Origin of the sequence: Natronorubrum halophilum, assembly GCF_003670115.1 — an archaeon.
Lineage (GTDB): Archaea > Halobacteriota > Halobacteria > Halobacteriales > Natrialbaceae > Natronorubrum > Natronorubrum halophilum.
Genome location: NZ_QQTY01000004.1, coordinates 457478 through 474229 on the forward strand (window position 1 = coordinate 457478; position 16752 = coordinate 474229).

Genomic DNA, 16752 nt, shown 5'->3' on the forward strand with positions numbered 1-16752 from the left:
TCTTCCGTCGGATCGTGACAGTCAGTGTGAGCGACTGGTTCGCGCCTTCGGTTCGTATTCGACGAACGGGGGTCCTCGAGATCGCCCCAAAGGTCGGTTGTCTCCCAGTGAACGCGCCGTAGCTGCTTCCGTTCCGTGAACGTCAGAAATACGACACCCAACGACGGGAACTGACTCCTCTCCTCATATCGTCGCCACGCGAGTGGTGCGAAGAACCCGAACGAAACGGTTCGGAGCCCAGAGGGCGAGAGCCGCGGACAGCGAGCGGTGAACAGAGTGAACCCGAGCGACGCCGTTCGTCGCCAGCAGCCGTTGGACCGCTCGAAGGAACGAAGCTCCCTCTCCGTTTACGGTGAGGAGGATATTACTGAATGTGGCCTTCGCGCCGAAGCTGGTCGGCGTCGCTCTTCTCGTAGCGCCACGTGATGTCGGCCTTTTCGTCCTGCCAGTCCCACGGCTCGACGAGAACGACGTCGTCCTCGCGGATCCAGACGCGCTTTTGCATCTTGCCGGGGATGCGCGCGGTGCGCTCCGTCCCGTCGGCACAGCGTACTTTCACGCGATTCGCCCCGAGCATGTTGGTGACGGTCGCAAAGACCTCGTCGTCCTCAGGCATGCGGAGGTTATTCCGACCACCCTCACCGTCGTCACTCATGGCCCGTACTTCGGATTCGAACGGTTTAATCCTTTATCGATCTCGGTTGGGAATCCGGCCGCCGGCGATGGTGCCCGAAACCGGAGAACCACGCCGTTTATTTCCCTCGGCTGGACACTCCTGGGTATGCTGAAGAACCTCGGACCGCTGGGAATTGCGGGCCTCGTGATCGTCCTCGCCGGAATCGCGCTTATCGCCTACGAGAGCCTCCTGATCGCAGCCGGGATGGCGCTGGTCCTCGGCGGCCTCGGACTGGTCGTCAAGGCGCTGGTCTCGGGACTGCTCCAGAGCTTCGGGATGTTCTAAGGGGCGGACACAACAGCTCTCCCGTGCACCGACGTGGGTTTCGTTTCTCGAACACGCTCGAAGACGCGCGTCAGTCGACGAGCGCGCCGTCTCACCTCGAGTTCCCGGATCGAGCACTGTACGGTCTGCTGTAAGTCATTTCCGGTGCAGCCGGGACCTGTTCTGCGGTTGCACCGGTAAATCGTTACAGCAGACCGTATGATCGACGACGCGATGGTGGGCCCCGAGATCGGGGAGGACCACAGCCGCCGCCACCCGTGGGATCTCCGAGCGGGCGGTTCGCGGTACCGAAGACGGACTCAGACCTCGTTGTCGCCCGCTCGGTGCTCGCTGATGAGTTGATCGACCATCGATGCCTTTCGGTTGCGCCGTCGCTCCGCCGCGCGCTCGAGCCAGTCGTCGACGACCGCGTCGACGTCGTCCTCGCGGGCGACCGCGAGTTCGTCGACTTCCTGCATGGCGACGTCGTCGGCGGGACCGACCGGGATCTCGCTGTCGAAGAGGATCTCGTCGGCGATCTCGGAGAGCCCTCCCTCTTTCAGCACGACGCGGGGATCGAACTCCGCCAGCAGTTCGGCCGTGGACCTGCCGGCACCGCTCGCATCCCGAACGTAGACGACGTCGCCGGCGACGATGCCGTACTGTTCGTCGGCCGCACGGATCGCCCCCTTCGTGAACTTCTCGATCACCTTGACGGGGACTAGCCCCTCCTTCTCCGCCGAGACGTCACTGAAGTTCGAGTGATCGAGCTTCCAGAGCGCCTTCATCCGCTCGACCTTCCGCTCGAGATCGGTGATCTCCTCGCGGGCCTCGTCGCGTTCGCGCTCCAGCCGGTTGGCCTTCCGCTCGAGGCGGTTTACCTCGCGGTCCTTGCGAACCTGCGTTCGCTCCTCGCGGCGAGCAAGGGAGAGTTTCGATTCGAGTTCGTCGATCCGGTCGTCGCGATCCTCGATGCGTCCCTCGAGCGTTCCGACGTGCGACTGGAGGCGCTCGACCTGCCGCTCGAGGTCTTTGATCCGCCGTTCTTCCTCGGTGAGCTCTCGGGGCTCGTGTTCGGTGGCCTCCTCCTCGGCCTCCTCGTCGTCCTCCAGTTCTCTGAGGACGGCCTCGACGCTTTCCTCGCCGGCGACGACGCGGGCGGTCACCTCGCCGCGATCGAGTCCTGCCGGAAGTTTGCCGGCGATGCGCTCGAACTGGTCCTCGTGAGAATCGAAGGCGTACAGCGCGGCGGCCATCGCGTCGCGCTGGTGGTCGTCGTCGTACGACTCCTCGCGCGTTCGGTGTTGCTTCTCGTCGATCGGGAGGTCGCTGCGGGGCGTCCAGCCCGCGGCGTCGAAGCTCCGGCGAAATTTCTCGACGGTTTCGGGCATCGGCGTCACGTCCGCCGCGACGATGATCGGGCGACCCCGTTCGACGATCCACTCGATCACGTCGGCGGTGTCGCTGGTGCGCGAACTCCAGACGTCGAGCACCTCGCCCTCGAGCGAGACGATGGCGACCGCGGTCGTCGTCCCGGGGTCGATACCGACGATGACGTGATCGCGGCGTTTGGCGAGGGGCCGGAACTCGATACCGTCCCGACGCTCGCGCTCGATCTCGACGCGAACGTCGCCCGATCGGTTGCGCGAGACCGGGATCTCGCCGGGCCGGGCGTGGACGGTGAAGACGGTGTTTGCGAAGCCGCCGTAGGCCTCCCGTACGTCCTTCTCGTACTCGAGGTTCGCGTCCTCGAGGTCGGCTTCGACCTCGCGGGAGCGCGTTCTGACGGAGCCGTGGATGCGTCGGGTGTAGCGGTCCTCGCTCCAGCCGCCGCTGCCGGTGGAGCGCCCCCTCGAGACCTTCACCTCGGTCGTGTCGGTAAAGGCGGAGACCTCGTGGCCGACGTTGTGTGCGGCCAGCCGAGCGGCGGCCTCGGCTTCCTGCATCGGATCCTTCCCGTAGGGAATGCCGTGGCGTTTGGCGACGCGAGAGAGGGGTTCGGGCTGTTCGTCGCCAGTCACCTGCACGAGCTTCGTTCCGGACGGGAGCGAGCCCAGAAAGTGAACGAGTTCGTTCTTATCCGCCGCTAGCTCGTACATGTTGTCCGTCGCGATGATCGCCGGCTCCTCGTCGTCGATCAGCCGCCGGAGTTTTCGGTGGGTGACGACGTCGCGGGAGACGTCGTCGCCGTCGTAGACTGCCAGCGCGTACGACGGCGCGTCGCCCCGTACGTCACCGCTCTGGATATCGACACCAAAGACGACCGTGTCAAGGGCACTCGTTCGCGTACTCACGGACGGTCATAGGGGCGAGTCGAGTATAAATCCGGCGCGGATTCGTCTCGAGCGCTGGCCCGTTCGCCACAGCCCGAAGCGTCGTCTCGGCCGTATCGACCACCCGGCGTAAATGCCGGCTCGTCGGCGAATTCCCGTCCGCGCGGAGGCCTGGTCAAGTATCGGATTCCGGCCCGTAGTACCGAACGCTCGAGAAATCGGACGAAGATCGCGTACGGAGCGTTTCGACGGATTCGGTTTCTGCCCGGACGGGTACCTCGCTCCCCGACCGCCGTTCACTCCGCCGAGTCGGCCTCGGATGAGACGTCGCCCCCGTCGGGATACGGAATCTCGAGGGCTTGCCCGTCCTCGGGCACGAACACCTCGCCGTCGTACACCTCGCGGGCCTCCGCGAGGTGGTCGTCGGTGTGCCCCGCGTACCGCGAGGAGAGGTGCATCAGCGCCAGTCGCTTCGCGCCCGCTCGGCTGGCGATTTCGGCGGCCTGCCGAGCCGTCGAGTGGGCGGTCATTCCGGCGCGTTCGGCGCGGTCGTCGGCGAAGGTCGCGTCGTGGATCAGCAGGTCGGGTTCGTCCGCGATCTCGATCGTTTCCGTCGTGGGTCGCGTATCACCGGTGTAGACGATCGATCGGCCGGGGCGGGGCTCGCCGACGACCTGCTCGGGGTCGACGACGGTGCCGTCCTCGAGTTCGACGGACTCGCCCCGGTGGAGTTTCGAGAACTTCGGACCGACCGGCACGCCGAGCGATTCGGCGTGTTCGCGGTCGAACCGGCCCTTGCGGTCGTCCTCGACGAGCGCGTACCCGACCGACCGGGCGTCGTGGTCGGTTTCGAAGGTACGAACCTCATACTCGTCGGCGCGGTAGGCGACGTCGCCGTCACCCACCTCGTTGATTCGCACCGAAAACGACGGCCGGTTGCCCAGGGCGTTCACCAGCGACTCGAGTTGGCGGCGCGTCCCGTGTGGGGCGTGGATCGTCAGGGGGTCCTCGCGGTCGTTAAAGGCCATGGTCTGGACGAGTCCGGGGATCCCGAGCACGTGGTCGCCGTGGAGGTGCGTGACGAACAGGTGCGAGATCGAAAATCCCGTTCCGAAGCGCATCATCTGGCGTTGGGTCCCCTCGCCGGCGTCGAACAGCAACTGGTCGCCCGCTCGAGCGACGAAGATGCTGCTCGGATTCCGTTCGGTCGTCGGAATCGCCCCCGCCGTCCCAAGAAACGTCACGCGCAGTGCCATCGGTTGCTGTTCGGTCCGGGACGAGTATACGGTCTTCGAATCGGGACGAAAAAATCGAACTCGAGGGGCGTTCGGTGGCTATCTGCAGCTACTGCTCAACTCGGCCGACTCGAGGTCGTCGTCGAACGCAGCGGCGACGCCGTAGGCGATCTCCTTCCAGTACGCTCGCCGGGTCGCGTAGCTCTGCGAGACGAAGATACTGTCGTCGCCCAGACGGTTGCTCAACATCGCGTCGGCGGTTCCCTTCGGTTCGTCGGGAAGCTCCGCCTCGACCGCACAGGGCGGTAGTGCTGCGTTGATCGAGTCGCGGACCGCCGCACGGAGCGTCTCGTCGGCAGTGCCGCCGATATCGATTCCCGCCTCGCAGACGCCGCCGAAGTCGACTGAAACGTCGAAGTCGGTGTCGGCGATCCGGTCGAGTTTGGGGAACGATGCCGGAGAGAGTTCGGTCGATGGGACGTACCAGCGGCGGAACGCCCCGGCGGCGGGGGTCGGCCCCCATCCGAGCGCCCGCCAGCTGGTCGCCGAAACGAGTTCGCTCGCGTAGGCTGCCTGTTCGTCGGTCCGGGGCTGCATTCCGCCGCCGTGTGGGGCGATCATGACGAGCGAACTGTCGCGCTCGTCGAGCTGTTCGATGAGTTCGCCCTGATCGCGCGCCTCCGGAACCGAGAGGTCGGCGGTCGGAATCGTCGTCGAGATGGCCGCTTCGAACTCGTCGTCCAGCGAATGCTCGCTCCGCGGGTCGGGACAGCTATTCAGGGAGTCCGACGAGGGCTCGACCTGGGAGCCGAGATCGAGTCGGGACTTCGCGCTGTCCGCCATGCGAACGATATCGTCGGGTGCTTCCGGTCGGTCTTCGGCGACCGTGTACACCGAGAATTCGTCTGTTCTGTCGATTCGGACCTGCTGGCCGACCGAGAGATTCCTGGCGTCGAGGAGCCTCGGATCGGCCGAAATCGCCGTCCGGCTGTCGACGATATCGTCCTGTCCATCAGCTGGTTTGCATATGAGGCCGGTATCGTACGCTCCGTTACCGTCATAACGCGATACCGCCTCGTAGCTCCCGACGCCGAGCCCGAGCAGTGCGGGCGAGGCGAGGGCAACCCCGAGGAACTTTCGTCGCGACGATCGGGAACTGGTCTGTTCGTCAGTGTCGTTGTCAGTGGTTTCGTCTGTCATTGATGTGGGGCGATTGGATGTTCATCCGCTGTAGTCGTGTTCCGACTCTCCGAACCGTCCTCCGATTGGAGGGACAGTTGCGGCGAGTCGAGCTGTTCGCTATCGGGTTCGGTGTGCTCGCGCTGTTCGACCGCCTCGTTCCGCCGCTGAATCTCGTCGTCGAGATCTCGCATGAACGCTGCAACCGTGTTCCCCATGATGAGAAGCGGACAGCCGTCGGCGACTGCATCGTCGAGAACGTCGCCTGCGTCTTCAGCTTCCTCGTCGTGGACGATGACCGGGAAACTGGTCTTCTCGGCGAACAGGTCCGCGTGGCCGCCAGCGACGCGCGCTTGATCGATCGCACCCTGATCGGCGAGCGACTCGAGATAGTCGCGGAACGAGGCGGTTCGAGCGCGGCGGTCGCGACGCAGGTAGACGAACGGCTGGATCACCTCGTCGTCGTCGACCAGCGACTGCCTGACGAGTTCCGTACTCTCGACGTCGTTGACGTCGGCGGCGTTGAACACTCGTCCGCCGGGAATCGACTTCCAGTCGACGCGGAACTCCTCTAGCATGTCGTCGATCGCGCGATCCGACAGCGGCGGCTCGTCGATCGCCTCGAGGACGTTGTTGATGCCGTACACCGTCTCCGCACCCGGTAAGTCGCTGTGTTCGTCCGGAACGTCGACGTGAGAGATCGTCGCGCCGACCGTCTCGAGTTCGCGCTCGAGATACGCCTGTAGCCGCGGGTCCTGCTCGCCGCTGACGACGTGGGTTCCCTCGGGGGTCGCCCTGGCGAACGCGCGAGCGATGTCGGCGCGACTGCCGCCGAGCGTATCGCGGTGATCCTGACGAACGTTCGTCACGACGAGGACGTCGGGCTTCCCGAACGTCTCGTTCATCATCCGCGTCGTATAGTCCGTAATGCCCTGATTCTCGAGAATCAGCGCGTCCACGGGCGTATACTTGCGGAGTTCGCGAACGTTCTCGTAGAGCGTGACGCGCTCGCCGCGACTGATCTCGTTTTCCGTGCCGTCGTACAACGACAGCGGGTGGTTGCCGGTTATCTTCGCGTAGGCGTCGTACCCGCGGGACCGAAGGACGTCGTACAACCGTTCGGTCGTACCGGACTTCCCGCGTGTCCCCGAGACGACGATGCGGACATCGATCTCTTCTAACCGTTGGCGGTGGTTACCGCCGCGGTTGAACGGTTTTGTGAGTCGCTTTGCGATTCGTGTAAGCGGTTCAGTCACTGGTGGTTTCGGGTTGGGATATGACATCGGAGGAGAGTTAGGTATGTTCATGCGATCTGATACGTCGACGTTCCGTTGCGCTCGGTCGACGTCGTTCGAGTCGGATCGCAGTGATCGCGCCGGCGGTGATCGCGGCGGTGATCGCGGTAGCTGCGACGCCGAGCTCGATGAGGCCTATGTCGACGAGTAATCCCGCCTCTGCCGGGGTAACCAGCAGTCCCAGGATGCCGAGGAAGAGGACGAACGCGCACGCGGAGAGCGCGATCGACGTCGATCGGTGTTTCGGCGGCATCCGGTGGAGGTTGTACGCACCGATTCCGACCAGAATCGCCGTGAAGAACAGGTGAAGCCCGGTAGTCACCGGTGCGACGATCGCGATCGGTATGGAACCGGCGACCGAAATCGCCAGTCCGGTTGCGAGCAACACCCGTCCGTACAGGAGCGTCCGGCGGTGAATCTGCGTGATCAACCAGTAGACGACTGCGAGTCCGACGACGTACAGCGGGAGCACCGAAGCCGACTGGAGCGTGAACAACGCCAGCAACGGTAAGGCGATGATTCCGTTGAGTCTGATCCCCCAGCGAAGATACACGCCCTCGGAGACGATCATCCCGACGAGGGTGGCGCCGAGAATCAACGAGAGCGATGCGTCGAGGGAGAACGTCGTTCCTCCCACTGCCGCCTGCTGGAGTGCAGCGATGTCAGAGCCATCACTGTACAACACCGGTGGCGTGTGGTGACCGAGGTGTGGGGCCAGGCTGAGATTGACGAGCCCGGCACCAAGCCCGATCAGGCCGACCAGCGTCGCGGCGCTCAACAAGACGTCTTCCCGGCGTCGGTCCGAGTCGAGTTGATGGTAGTTGTACGCCGCCACGCCTGGGAGAATACTCCACACGAACGTGACGTCGGTGAACGTGAGTCCGGGGATACCGGCCAGCGTGAGTCCACCGAGAACGCCGAGCGGGACGATCATACTGATCCCCATGCTCGCCAGCAGAAGCTGACGCCCGAACAGGAAGGTTCGGCGCTGGAGAACCGTCAGACCGACGTAAGCGGCTACGGTGCCGAGTATGAACGCCGGAACCGCCACGAAATCGTACAGCGCGTACACTGCAAATAGCGGCACGACGAGAACTCCGGAGAGTCGAAGTCCGTACCACTGGACGATTCCGATTCCGATCAATAGTCCGAGTACTGTCAGTATCGCGGCAATGATCATCGATTATCTACGTGAATCATCGTTCGATTTCGTTCAGTTCGACTACCACGGGTAACTGCTGTTGGCAGTGATACTGGCCTTTGGCGAACAAACGACCGACTGCGAAGGGTGCGATCATCGGTGCCGGTCGTTCGAGAGACAGCGTTCAGCGGCGGGGGCCTCATATATCCATACATCACAGATCCATAAATAAACTTTATCTAGCTAATATTTTATCTAAATTTTGGGTGGTTTAGTATAATCACATATCTAAATAATCATATCGTGAAAGTAACAACGCCAGGAGACAAATAGGAATTCCTCGCGTATCTCGCTAGCCGTGGGTAGAAGTAATACGCATAAAGATTCCGGCCATCAGCTATTCACACAGGATAATATATAATTAAATTTCAGCAGTGACGAGAGATAACATATAGACCGATAGCTATTCACAGACAAAGGCTCCGCCGATCGAGATCGATCGTCACATCCGAGTGATTTCGCGCGGTTTCAGATCGCACTGAATTACCGGTGCCAGCGAATCACCTCGACGTTTTACATCCATGCGCCGTTAACCGACTATCAATGGTGTTCAACACCACTCGCGTGTCTCTTCGCGACTCCCATACAGTTAGATTTCCACAATGAGCACGAAATTGACGTTCGGAACCATCAAACGCGTCGGCGCGATCCTGATCGCGATCGTGATCGTCCTCGCCGCGGGAATCGTCGTCGGTCAGGCTCCCGCCCTGTTCGGCGTCGAGGACAACCCCGAGGCGTCGATCGAGTTCGAAGACCAACGCGGCGACGGGAGCTCCGTCGTCGTCGACGAGGTTTCCCTGTCGGATGGCGGCTTCGTTGTCATCAGGGACAGCGGTGACGAGCCACTCGCCGTCTCCGACTCCCTCGAGTCGGGTACTCACGAGAACATCACTATCGAACGCGACGAAAACGAGGGTGACGAACTCGTCGGGCAGCTTAGCGCGACGGTCCACCAGGACGCACCCAGCGACGGAAGCTACACGTACGAGGAGAGCGACGGCGAGGAAGACCATCCCTACCTCGAGAACGGCTTCCCGGTTGCGGCCACCGCGACGGTAACGACGACCGAAGACGGCGGAGCACTGTCGGACTCGTTCACCGTCGACGGCCTTACCGCCCCGTCGTCGGCGAACACGAACGAAACGATCAACGTCACCGCCGAGGTCACCAATCCGACCGAGCTTGCGACCCAGCAAAACGTCGAATTCCGTCTCGACGGGACCGTCCTCGAGCAGCGGGCGCTGGAGCTCGACGCCGGGGAAACCCGCGAGATAACCTTCCGGATCGATACGAGCGGTACGCCGCCCGGCGAACAGACGATCGGCGTCTACACCGAGCGGGACGGCGCGATCGAGACGATCGAACTCGAGTTCCACACCGACCCCGCAATCGAGGTGGTCGATACGAGCGATGACGGCGTCACGGTCGACACCGCGATCCCCGCAACGGGATTCGTCGGACTCGAGAACGAAGGCGGCGATCTGATCGGGACCAGCGACGAACTCGAGGCCGGCGAACACGACAACGTCACGGTGGCGTTCGACGAGAACGTCACGGTCGAGGACGACGAGGAACTCACCGCCGTGCTCTACGAGGGCGATCCGGACGAGCGCGAAGCGGCGACGGCGATCGAACACGAGGGCGAACGCGTCGAAACGACGGTCACGCTCGCGGACGCGGCTGGCGATGACGAAGGCGACACCGGTGACGAAAACGCATCCGACGACGGCGAGGACGGAGCGTGAGACGCGCGTCCGAAGACTAACCGACCGATTCTTACCCGACCCGCTCCTACCGACTGGCGATGGACGCGCCGCTGTGGACCGACACCCACGCCCCCGAGCTGGCCGAGTTGCCACAGGACGACGCTCGCGAGTACTTACAGCGAGCCGTCGACGAGCCGATCAACCTGCTCCTCCAGGGGCCGCCCGGCAGCGGGAAGACGGCGGCGGCGCGCGCACTGGCTCGCGAGGCGCACGCGGATCCGGACAACGATCTGGTCGAGATCAACGTCGCCGACTTCTTCGGGCGGACCAAAACGGAGATCAAGAACGACCCTCGTTTCAAACAGTTCCTCGTCGGCCGGTCTGCGATGTCCAAGCGGGACATGATCAACCGCGTGCTCAAGGAATCCGCGAGCTACGCCTCCGTCTCCGGCGAGTACAAGACGATCCTGCTGGACAACGCCGAAGACGTCCGCGAGGACTTCCAGCAGGCCTTACGGCGGATCATGGAACAACACCACCGGACGACGCAGTTTATCATCGCAACCCGCCAGCCGACCAAGCTCATCCCACCGATCCGCTCGCGGTGTTTCCCCGTCTCGCTGCGGGCTCCCTCGAGCCCCGAGATCGTCGCCGTCCTCGAGCGCATCGTCGAGCGGGAAGGCGTCGCGTACGAGGACGACGGTCTCGAGTTCGTCGCCGGCTACGCCAACGGCAACCTTCGGCAGGCGATCCTGGCGGCCCAGACGACCGTCGAGGACGAGGGCGAGCTCACGATGAGCGCGGCGTACGAGACCATCGGCGAAGTCGGCCTCGAGGACGAAATCGAGGCGATGCTCGAGGACGCCGAAGCCGGCGAGTTCACGGACGCCCGGTCGACGCTGGACGACCTGCTCGTCGACGAGGGGTTAGACGGCGAGGAGGTCCTCGATTCGGTCCTCGGCGTGGCTCGCAAACGCTATCACGGCGAGAAACTGGCTCGAATGCACCGCCTGGCCGCGGATGTCGAGTTCGAGATGCACGAGGGCTCGAGCGACCGGATACATGTCTCGCACCTGTTGGCGGAACTCGGTCGAGACGCCTGACGCGATACCGACCGGCTGCCTCACTCCACGTACGGCCGCTCGAGTGCGTTTTCACCGCCGATACGGCTGCTGATCCAGCGAGTGACGACGTCGAAGACGGTCACCACCGGCGACAGCGCACGTTCGACGAGCGAAACCGGCCGTGCAACGGTGATCGCCCACCGCTGGGCGTTTCCCAGTCCGTAGGACTTGGGGATGATTTCGCCGAAGATCAGGACGATGACGCTGACGACCACCGTCGCAGCGGTCACGGCGATGCCGGTGGGAAGGTAGGTGACGAAGACGACCGTCACGATGCTCGAGAGCGCCACGTTGACGACGTTGTTGCCGACCAGCACCGTCACGAGCAGTCGGTGCGGATCGTCCCGCAACCGTTTGAGGGCGCTCGAACGCGAGTCGGCAGTCGCCCGGTCGTCGATCCACTCGATCGGCAGCGAGAAAATAGCCGTTTCGGCGCTCGAGAAGAACGCGCTACAGACGAGTAGTACGACGGTGGAAGCGAGTCCGAACCACGCCAGCGTGAGATCGACCATGCGCGCACTTTCGCAACAACACGCAAGAAGCCGTGGGTTTTATCGATCCCGACGAGTCCCAATACGGGACGTTATTCCCCTCCCGAGCGAACGAGCGGCTATGCCAACCGTACTCGAGACGCGAATCGAAAACCGATTCCGCGTCCAGCCGAACCATGCGAACAACAACGAGACGCTTCACGGCGGCAACCTCATGAAGTGGCTCGACGAGGTCGGCGCGATGTCGGCGATGCGCTTTGCCGGCGAGACGTGCGTCACCGCCCGCGTAAACGAACTCGACTTCGAACGGCCGATCGGAATCGGTGACACGGCGGTAGTCGAGGGATTCGTGTACGACGCCGGCCGAACGAGCGCCCACGTCGGCCTCCGCGCGTGGCGCGAGGAGCCACGGACCGGCGAGCGAGAGCGGACGACCGAATCGTCGTTCACCTTCGTCGCGATCGACAAGGATAACTCGCCGGTGGCGGTCCCCGAACTGAGGGTTGACTCCGAACGAGGCGAGGAGCTTCGAGCGCGAATGCTCGCGGTCGAACCCGGCGAGTAACGGCCCGCGATCGCGAGCAAAACGGTCAGTCCCGCGCGACCGACTCCTCGTCGACCTCGTCCGCTTCCTCGTCGTCGTCCGGTTCGGGTGGCTGCTCGAGCTTTCGCAGTCGCGCCTTCATAATGCGAGTGTTTTCGACCTCCTCGACGGTGATGCGGACGCCGTCGTAGGTGGTCTCCTCGCCCTCCTCGACGAGGCGGCCCGCGCGGTTGAAGATGAACCCGGCGATGGTCTCGAACTCCTCGCCTTCCGGGAGATCGATATCGAGGGCTTCGTTGACGTCCTCGATGTTGACCTCGCCGCGGACGATCACGGTGTTGTCGTCGACTTCCTCGACGGGCTCATCTTCGCCGGATTTGAGGATCTCGCCGACGATCTCCTCGATCATGTCCTCGACGGTCACCAGCCCCTCCGTCGTCCCGAACTCGTCGATAACGATCGCCATGTGCATCCGGTTTTCGCGCATCTCGGTGAGCAGTTCGTCAACGTTCTTGGATTCGGGGACGTGCAGCGTCGGCTGAATGAGATCGTCGAGTTCGAGGTCCTCGGCCTCGGTTTCGCCGTAGTTGAGGTCGCGGACGAGATCGCGAATGTGGACGACCCCCTGAACGTTGTCGAGGCTCCCCTCGTAGACCGGAACCCGGGCGTGGCCGCTCTGAATACAGGTCTCGATAGCCTCGTCGATGGCGGCGTTTTTGGGAACGGCCGTCATATCGAGTCGCGGAGTCATCACCTCCTTGACGATGGTGTTGTTAAAGCGGAAGATCCGGGTGAGCATCTCGTGTTCTTCCTCCTCCAGGACGCCCTCGCGCTCGCCGGACTCGATCATCTCCTGGATCTCGTCGCGGGTGACGTAGGGCGACTCGATCGCACCCGTCGAGCCGGTGAGTTTGTTGACCATCCGGGTGAGATAGTCGAAGAGGATGATCAGCGGGTAGAGCAGATACTCCGTGGCCTTCAGCGGCCTCGAGACCTGAATCGCCCACGAATCGGTGTTCTCGACCGCGTAGGACTTGGGGACGCTCTCGCCGAACAGCAAGACGAGCGCGGTGATCCCGAACGTCGCCAGCAAGACCCCGACCAGTCCGCCGAAGTGGAGCGACAGGATCGCCGTCGCGATGGAGGACATCGCGATATTCACGATGTTGTTTCCGACGAGAACCGTCACGAGGAGTCGGTGCGGATCGGCCTTGAGGGACTTCACCAGCTTCGCTCCCGGCACCCCGTCCTCCACCATTCCCTCGAGACGGTGTTTCGGTAGGTTGAACATCGCGATCTCCGAGGAGGAAAAGAACGCGGAGAGTGCGATGAGAACGACGATTGCGATCGTCCCGAGAACGGTCACCGTCGACTCGTCGAGCTCGAGGCCCACGACTGGCACCTCGTAGGCGGCAAACACGACCTCGAGCAGCGGAGACAACGCCATTGATTCGTGAGTTATGGCCGGATCGGTTAACCGTTTACCATTTATCGGTCGATCGGACCGCCGACGACACGTTTACCCAGCCGTTTCCCGAAGGAACGAGCATGGGAGCATCCGCCACCGAAGCCACCGACGCGCCGATCACGTTCTACCGATTGCAGGCGTGTCCCTACTGTGAACGCGTCGCCCGACTGCTCGACGAGTACGACCTCGAGTACCGATCGCGGTTCGTCGAACCGATGCACTCGCGACGCGACGTCGTCAAGCGAGTCGCCGGCGTCCGCACGGTTCCCGTCATCGTCGACGACGACACCGGCGTGACGATGGCCGAGAGCGCGAACATCGTGCGCTATCTCGAGCGGACCTACGGCGAGGACGACGCCGACCGCGCCGAAGCGACCGCGGCGGAGTCCGGAGGTGAGGCGTGATGCCCGACTTCGAAGTGGTCGAACTCGGTTCGGCGGACAGCCTCGAACCCGGCGCGGAGGTCCCCGACTTCACGCGACCGCTCGTCACCGACGAATTCTGGGAGGACCGCAGCCTCTCCGAGACGAGTTCCGACGAGGGGCGGACGATTCTCGTCTTCACGCCCATGATCGGTTCGTTCGTCGCCAAGTACATCTGGGACGAACTCGCAGACCGCGACTGGTTCGACCGCGCGGATCGCGTGATCGGCGTCACGGCCTCGACGCCATACGGCATCTCGCGATTTCTCGACGAGAACGAGTTTCCGTTCGCGATCTTTGCGGATCCGGGTAACGACGTCGCCGACTCCTTCGGCATCCCTCACGACCTCGACGGAATGGCGGGCATCAGCGAACCGCGAACGGCCGTTTTCGCCCTCGATCCGGAGCTGACCGTCGAAGCCGCCTGGGTCGCCACCGAGTGGCCAGAGTTCCCCGATTACGACGCCCTCGAGTCGCAGTTGGGACTCGAGTGAACGGGACGGGCTCCAGAAGTCGACGAGTCTCGCTCAAGCGAACGTGCGCGAACGAGCGGATCGGACCGAAACGCACCGCTCCACCCCGTCCGTTCACTCGCGAGCCACGGCGGACGGTACGCTTTTGCCGCCGAAACGGCGATGAGTAGCTATGGACGCGGACGAACTCGAGCGCGCGGCGGCGGCGATTCGTGAGGGAGAGGTAGTCGTATATCCGACCGAGACCGTCTACGGACTCGGTGCCGACGCGCTCGATCCCGACGCCGTCGAGCGCGTGTTCGAAGTCAAGGGTCGAGACCGCTCGAAACCGGTCTCGCTCGCCGTTCCGACGTTCGAAACGGCCATCGCGGAGGGATACATCCGCGCCAGCGACCGCGAGCGCGAGTTCGCCGCGACGTTCCTTCCGGGTCCGGTGACGCTCCTCTGTGAGCGTCGAGCGGTCGTTCCGGATATCCTGACGGCTGGCCGCGAGCGCGTGGGCGTTCGGGTGCCCGACTGCGAGCCCGCACTCGAGTTGCTTGAGCGCGTCGATCGACCGATCACCGCGACGAGCGCTAACGTTAGCGGGCAGCCGAGTGCCCGCCGAGTCGACGACATCGATGAGCGGGTTCGGAACGCCGCGGTCGTTCTGGATCTCGAGGGCGGACGGTACTCGCCGAGTCAGCCCTCCTCGGACCGGGACGAATCCGGCGAAGTCGGGAGCACCGTCGTGGACCTCTCGACGGCGACGATCCACCGACGCGGTGCACTCGCCGACGAGATCGAGGCGTGGCTCGAGGATTCGGACCTAACCGAACCCGAGTAACGAGCGCAACGTCCGCGTTCGAACGCCACATCGTTCGGCAAACTCACAGGACTCGCACTTCGATCGATTGGAGATTCGAGCCGGCGGTCCGTCGAGTTCCCGAACCGTTCTGAGCGCGCGACGGAACCGTGCCTTCCGGCGCGTCGTGAGTTCCACGGAGCGAACGATCCCGTAGGCGGGGTACTCGAGCCAGGCGCGGTCGACCGTCGTCTGATACTCCCAGGCCAGCGCCTTCGCGGCCGCGACGGCGTGGACCGACTGGGGCTCCCAGACGCCCCGCTCGGGCGGTTTGCCGGCCGAAACAAGGGCGGGCTCGAGCGGCTCCTCGAGAACCTTGTGAACGATCCCGCGACAGTGCTGTCCCGTCGCCAACACGTCTCGATGACTCGGTTCACAGAGCCGACGCCAGCGGCCGGCGTCCGCGAGTCGGTCGCGGGTTGCCTCGAGTCGGTCGCGATAGCGAACGGCGGCGACGGCGATGGGTTCCTCCTCGAGCGCGCCCGTCGGAGCCGCGAGTAGCTCCTCGTAGCGCGTCGCGAGCGCACGGATCGACTCGACTTCCGGCGGCGGTTCGCGGTCGTAGTCGTCGTCCGTCCGCTGATAGTAGCACTTCCGGGGACAGTACGTCGCCGTCCGCAGGTCGCTAAACGAAACGCGGGCTCGAGACACGGGCCGTCTGGCCGCCCCTTTGCATAAAAAGTCTCGTCCGGAACCCGTGGTGACGGGTTCGTTCGGGGCAAGCAGCGGCGCTGCGCGGAAGCGCAAGCAGTAGTATCGAGTGCGCCGACGGCGCGCTCGGCGTTTTTTCATCGACGTTTTTTGGCTGGGTTCGAGCGAGCGAAGTCGCTCGAAAGGCGCGAAGCGCCTTTCGTGATGACGAGAGACCTCGGTCTCTCGAACCACGAGCGAGGACCCAGTTAAAAAAGTTCGTTGGTTAGAAATCCACGTCCGTCTCCATCCCCTCGGTCGCGTCCTCGAGTCCGTCCTCGCGGACGTCGGTCGCCATCCGCTCCGAGAGCTCCGAATCCGCGAGAACGCTGTCGAACTCGTCGCGGTAGCGGTCGTTCGCCGCCCGCGACTCGTCTTCGGCGGCAGCGATTCGGCGGTAGTGCCGGATCTGTGCCTCGCTCACGTCGTACTCCGTAGCCAGCGCGGCGTCGTCTTCCTCGCGGTCGCGGATCGCCACGAGATCGACCTCGTCCGCGTCGTCATCGCTCACGAGATGCAACGACATTCGCGCCTCGAACACGTCCTCGGGTTCGATACCGAGGTCGTCGGCGATTTCCGCGTCGCTTTCGCCCTCGTAGAAGGACTTCGCGACGGTGATGAGTTCGTCGTCGGATAGCGGCGTCTCGAACTCGTATCGGTTGCGCATCTGCGTCACCACGTTCTCGAGGCGTTCCCTGGTCGTTCGCTCGTCTCGCTCGAGCGAGCCACGGGTGTCCTCTTGCGATTCGGTAACCGTGGCCTCGCCGTCGGTGACGTTGGTGAAGATATCCCGGAGTTCCTCGGTTTTTTCGTTCATGGGTGCACACTCGCGGCGGGCGGCTATTTAAGCCTGTTGCCAGATAGGAT

At 63.7% G+C, this 16752-nt stretch carries 17 protein-coding genes; 7 read left to right on the forward strand and 10 right to left on the reverse strand.

Annotated features, from left to right (window positions below; translation table 11 throughout):
• Positions 1-364: 364 nt before the first annotated feature.
• The gene (gene eif1A / locus DWB23_RS17700) at positions 365-655 is read right to left on the reverse strand and encodes a translation initiation factor eIF-1A (protein WP_121744097.1); all 291 of its coding nucleotides are present in this window, start codon (positions 653-655) and stop codon (positions 365-367) included.
• 126 nt (positions 656-781) lie between these two features.
• Between eif1A and DWB23_RS17705 the strand changes: the two genes are divergently transcribed.
• Positions 782-961 carry a DUF7470 family protein gene (locus DWB23_RS17705; protein ID WP_121744098.1) on the forward strand — a complete coding sequence of 60 codons (180 nt, stop codon included), beginning with the start codon at positions 782-784 and terminating at the stop codon, positions 959-961.
• Between the two features lie 299 nt (positions 962-1260).
• Here the strand turns inward: DWB23_RS17705 and DWB23_RS17710 are convergent, their stop codons facing one another.
• From DWB23_RS17710 to DWB23_RS17730, 5 genes are all read right to left on the reverse strand, one after another.
• Positions 1261-3234 (reverse strand): DUF460 domain-containing protein, encoded by a 1974-nt coding sequence (locus DWB23_RS17710; protein WP_121744099.1) that lies wholly within the window; start codon positions 3232-3234, stop codon positions 1261-1263.
• Between the two features lie 275 nt (positions 3235-3509).
• Complete coding sequence (gene rnz, locus DWB23_RS17715; RefSeq protein ID WP_121744100.1) at positions 3510-4469, reverse strand: ribonuclease Z; 960 nt, start codon at positions 4467-4469, stop codon at positions 3510-3512.
• A 78-nt stretch (positions 4470-4547) separates the two neighbouring features.
• Entirely contained in the window at positions 4548-5648 is a 1101-nt protein-coding gene (locus DWB23_RS17720) for a hypothetical protein (RefSeq protein WP_121744101.1), read from the reverse strand.
• Positions 5645-6883: a Mur ligase family protein gene (locus DWB23_RS17725; RefSeq protein ID WP_121744102.1), complete on the reverse strand. Its 1239-nt coding sequence runs from the start codon at positions 6881-6883 to the stop codon at positions 5645-5647. Before DWB23_RS17725 ends, DWB23_RS17720 begins: the two co-directional genes overlap by 4 nt.
• 37 nt (positions 6884-6920) lie before the next feature.
• Positions 6921-8102: a poly-gamma-glutamate biosynthesis protein PgsC/CapC gene (locus DWB23_RS17730; protein WP_121744103.1), complete on the reverse strand. Its 1182-nt coding sequence runs from the start codon at positions 8100-8102 to the stop codon at positions 6921-6923.
• Between the two features lie 623 nt (positions 8103-8725).
• Here DWB23_RS17730 and DWB23_RS17735 point away from each other — a divergent pair.
• Entirely contained in the window at positions 8726-9868 is a 1143-nt protein-coding gene (locus DWB23_RS17735) for a DUF7282 domain-containing protein (RefSeq protein ID WP_121744104.1), read from the forward strand.
• Between the two features lie 59 nt (positions 9869-9927).
• On the forward strand, positions 9928-10932 hold the full coding sequence (locus DWB23_RS17740) for an AAA family ATPase (RefSeq protein ID WP_121744105.1): 1005 nt from the start codon (positions 9928-9930) through the stop codon (positions 10930-10932).
• Between the two features lie 20 nt (positions 10933-10952).
• Here the strand turns inward: DWB23_RS17740 and DWB23_RS17745 are convergent, their stop codons facing one another.
• A complete protein-coding gene (locus DWB23_RS17745) occupies positions 10953-11465 on the reverse strand; it encodes a DUF21 domain-containing protein (protein ID WP_121744106.1) in 513 nt (170 codons plus the stop codon).
• Between the two features lie 100 nt (positions 11466-11565).
• Between DWB23_RS17745 and DWB23_RS17750 the strand changes: the two genes are divergently transcribed.
• Positions 11566-12009, forward strand: a complete 444-nt coding sequence (locus DWB23_RS17750; RefSeq protein WP_121744107.1) for an acyl-CoA thioesterase — start codon at positions 11566-11568, stop codon at positions 12007-12009.
• A 25-nt stretch (positions 12010-12034) separates the two neighbouring features.
• Here the strand turns inward: DWB23_RS17750 and DWB23_RS17755 are convergent, their stop codons facing one another.
• Positions 12035-13435: a hemolysin family protein gene (locus DWB23_RS17755; protein WP_121744108.1), complete on the reverse strand. Its 1401-nt coding sequence runs from the start codon at positions 13433-13435 to the stop codon at positions 12035-12037.
• A 101-nt stretch (positions 13436-13536) separates the two neighbouring features.
• On the opposite strand from DWB23_RS17755, the gene DWB23_RS17760 reads away from it, so the two are divergent.
• The 3 genes from DWB23_RS17760 (at position 13537) to DWB23_RS17770 (ending at position 15177) form a co-directional block, all read left to right on the forward strand.
• Entirely contained in the window at positions 13537-13860 is a 324-nt protein-coding gene (locus DWB23_RS17760; RefSeq protein ID WP_121744330.1) for a glutaredoxin family protein, read from the forward strand.
• The gene (locus tag DWB23_RS17765) at positions 13860-14372 is read left to right on the forward strand and encodes a redoxin domain-containing protein (protein WP_121744109.1); all 513 of its coding nucleotides are present in this window, start codon (positions 13860-13862) and stop codon (positions 14370-14372) included. Before DWB23_RS17760 ends, DWB23_RS17765 begins: the two co-directional genes overlap by 1 nt.
• A 151-nt stretch (positions 14373-14523) precedes the next feature.
• Positions 14524-15177: an L-threonylcarbamoyladenylate synthase gene (locus DWB23_RS17770; protein WP_121744110.1), complete on the forward strand. Its 654-nt coding sequence runs from the start codon at positions 14524-14526 to the stop codon at positions 15175-15177.
• Here the strand turns inward: DWB23_RS17770 and DWB23_RS17775 are convergent.
• Both DWB23_RS17775 and DWB23_RS17780 read right to left on the reverse strand, forming a co-directional pair.
• The gene (locus DWB23_RS17775) at positions 15160-15846 is read right to left on the reverse strand and encodes a CRISPR-associated protein Cas4 (protein WP_121744111.1); all 687 of its coding nucleotides are present in this window, start codon (positions 15844-15846) and stop codon (positions 15160-15162) included. The two genes, DWB23_RS17770 and DWB23_RS17775, sit on opposite strands and share 18 nt — an antisense overlap.
• Before the next feature lie 265 nt (positions 15847-16111).
• Positions 16112-16702: a conditioned medium-induced protein 4 gene (locus DWB23_RS17780; RefSeq protein WP_121744112.1), complete on the reverse strand. Its 591-nt coding sequence runs from the start codon at positions 16700-16702 to the stop codon at positions 16112-16114.
• Positions 16703-16752: the final 50 nt, after the last annotated feature.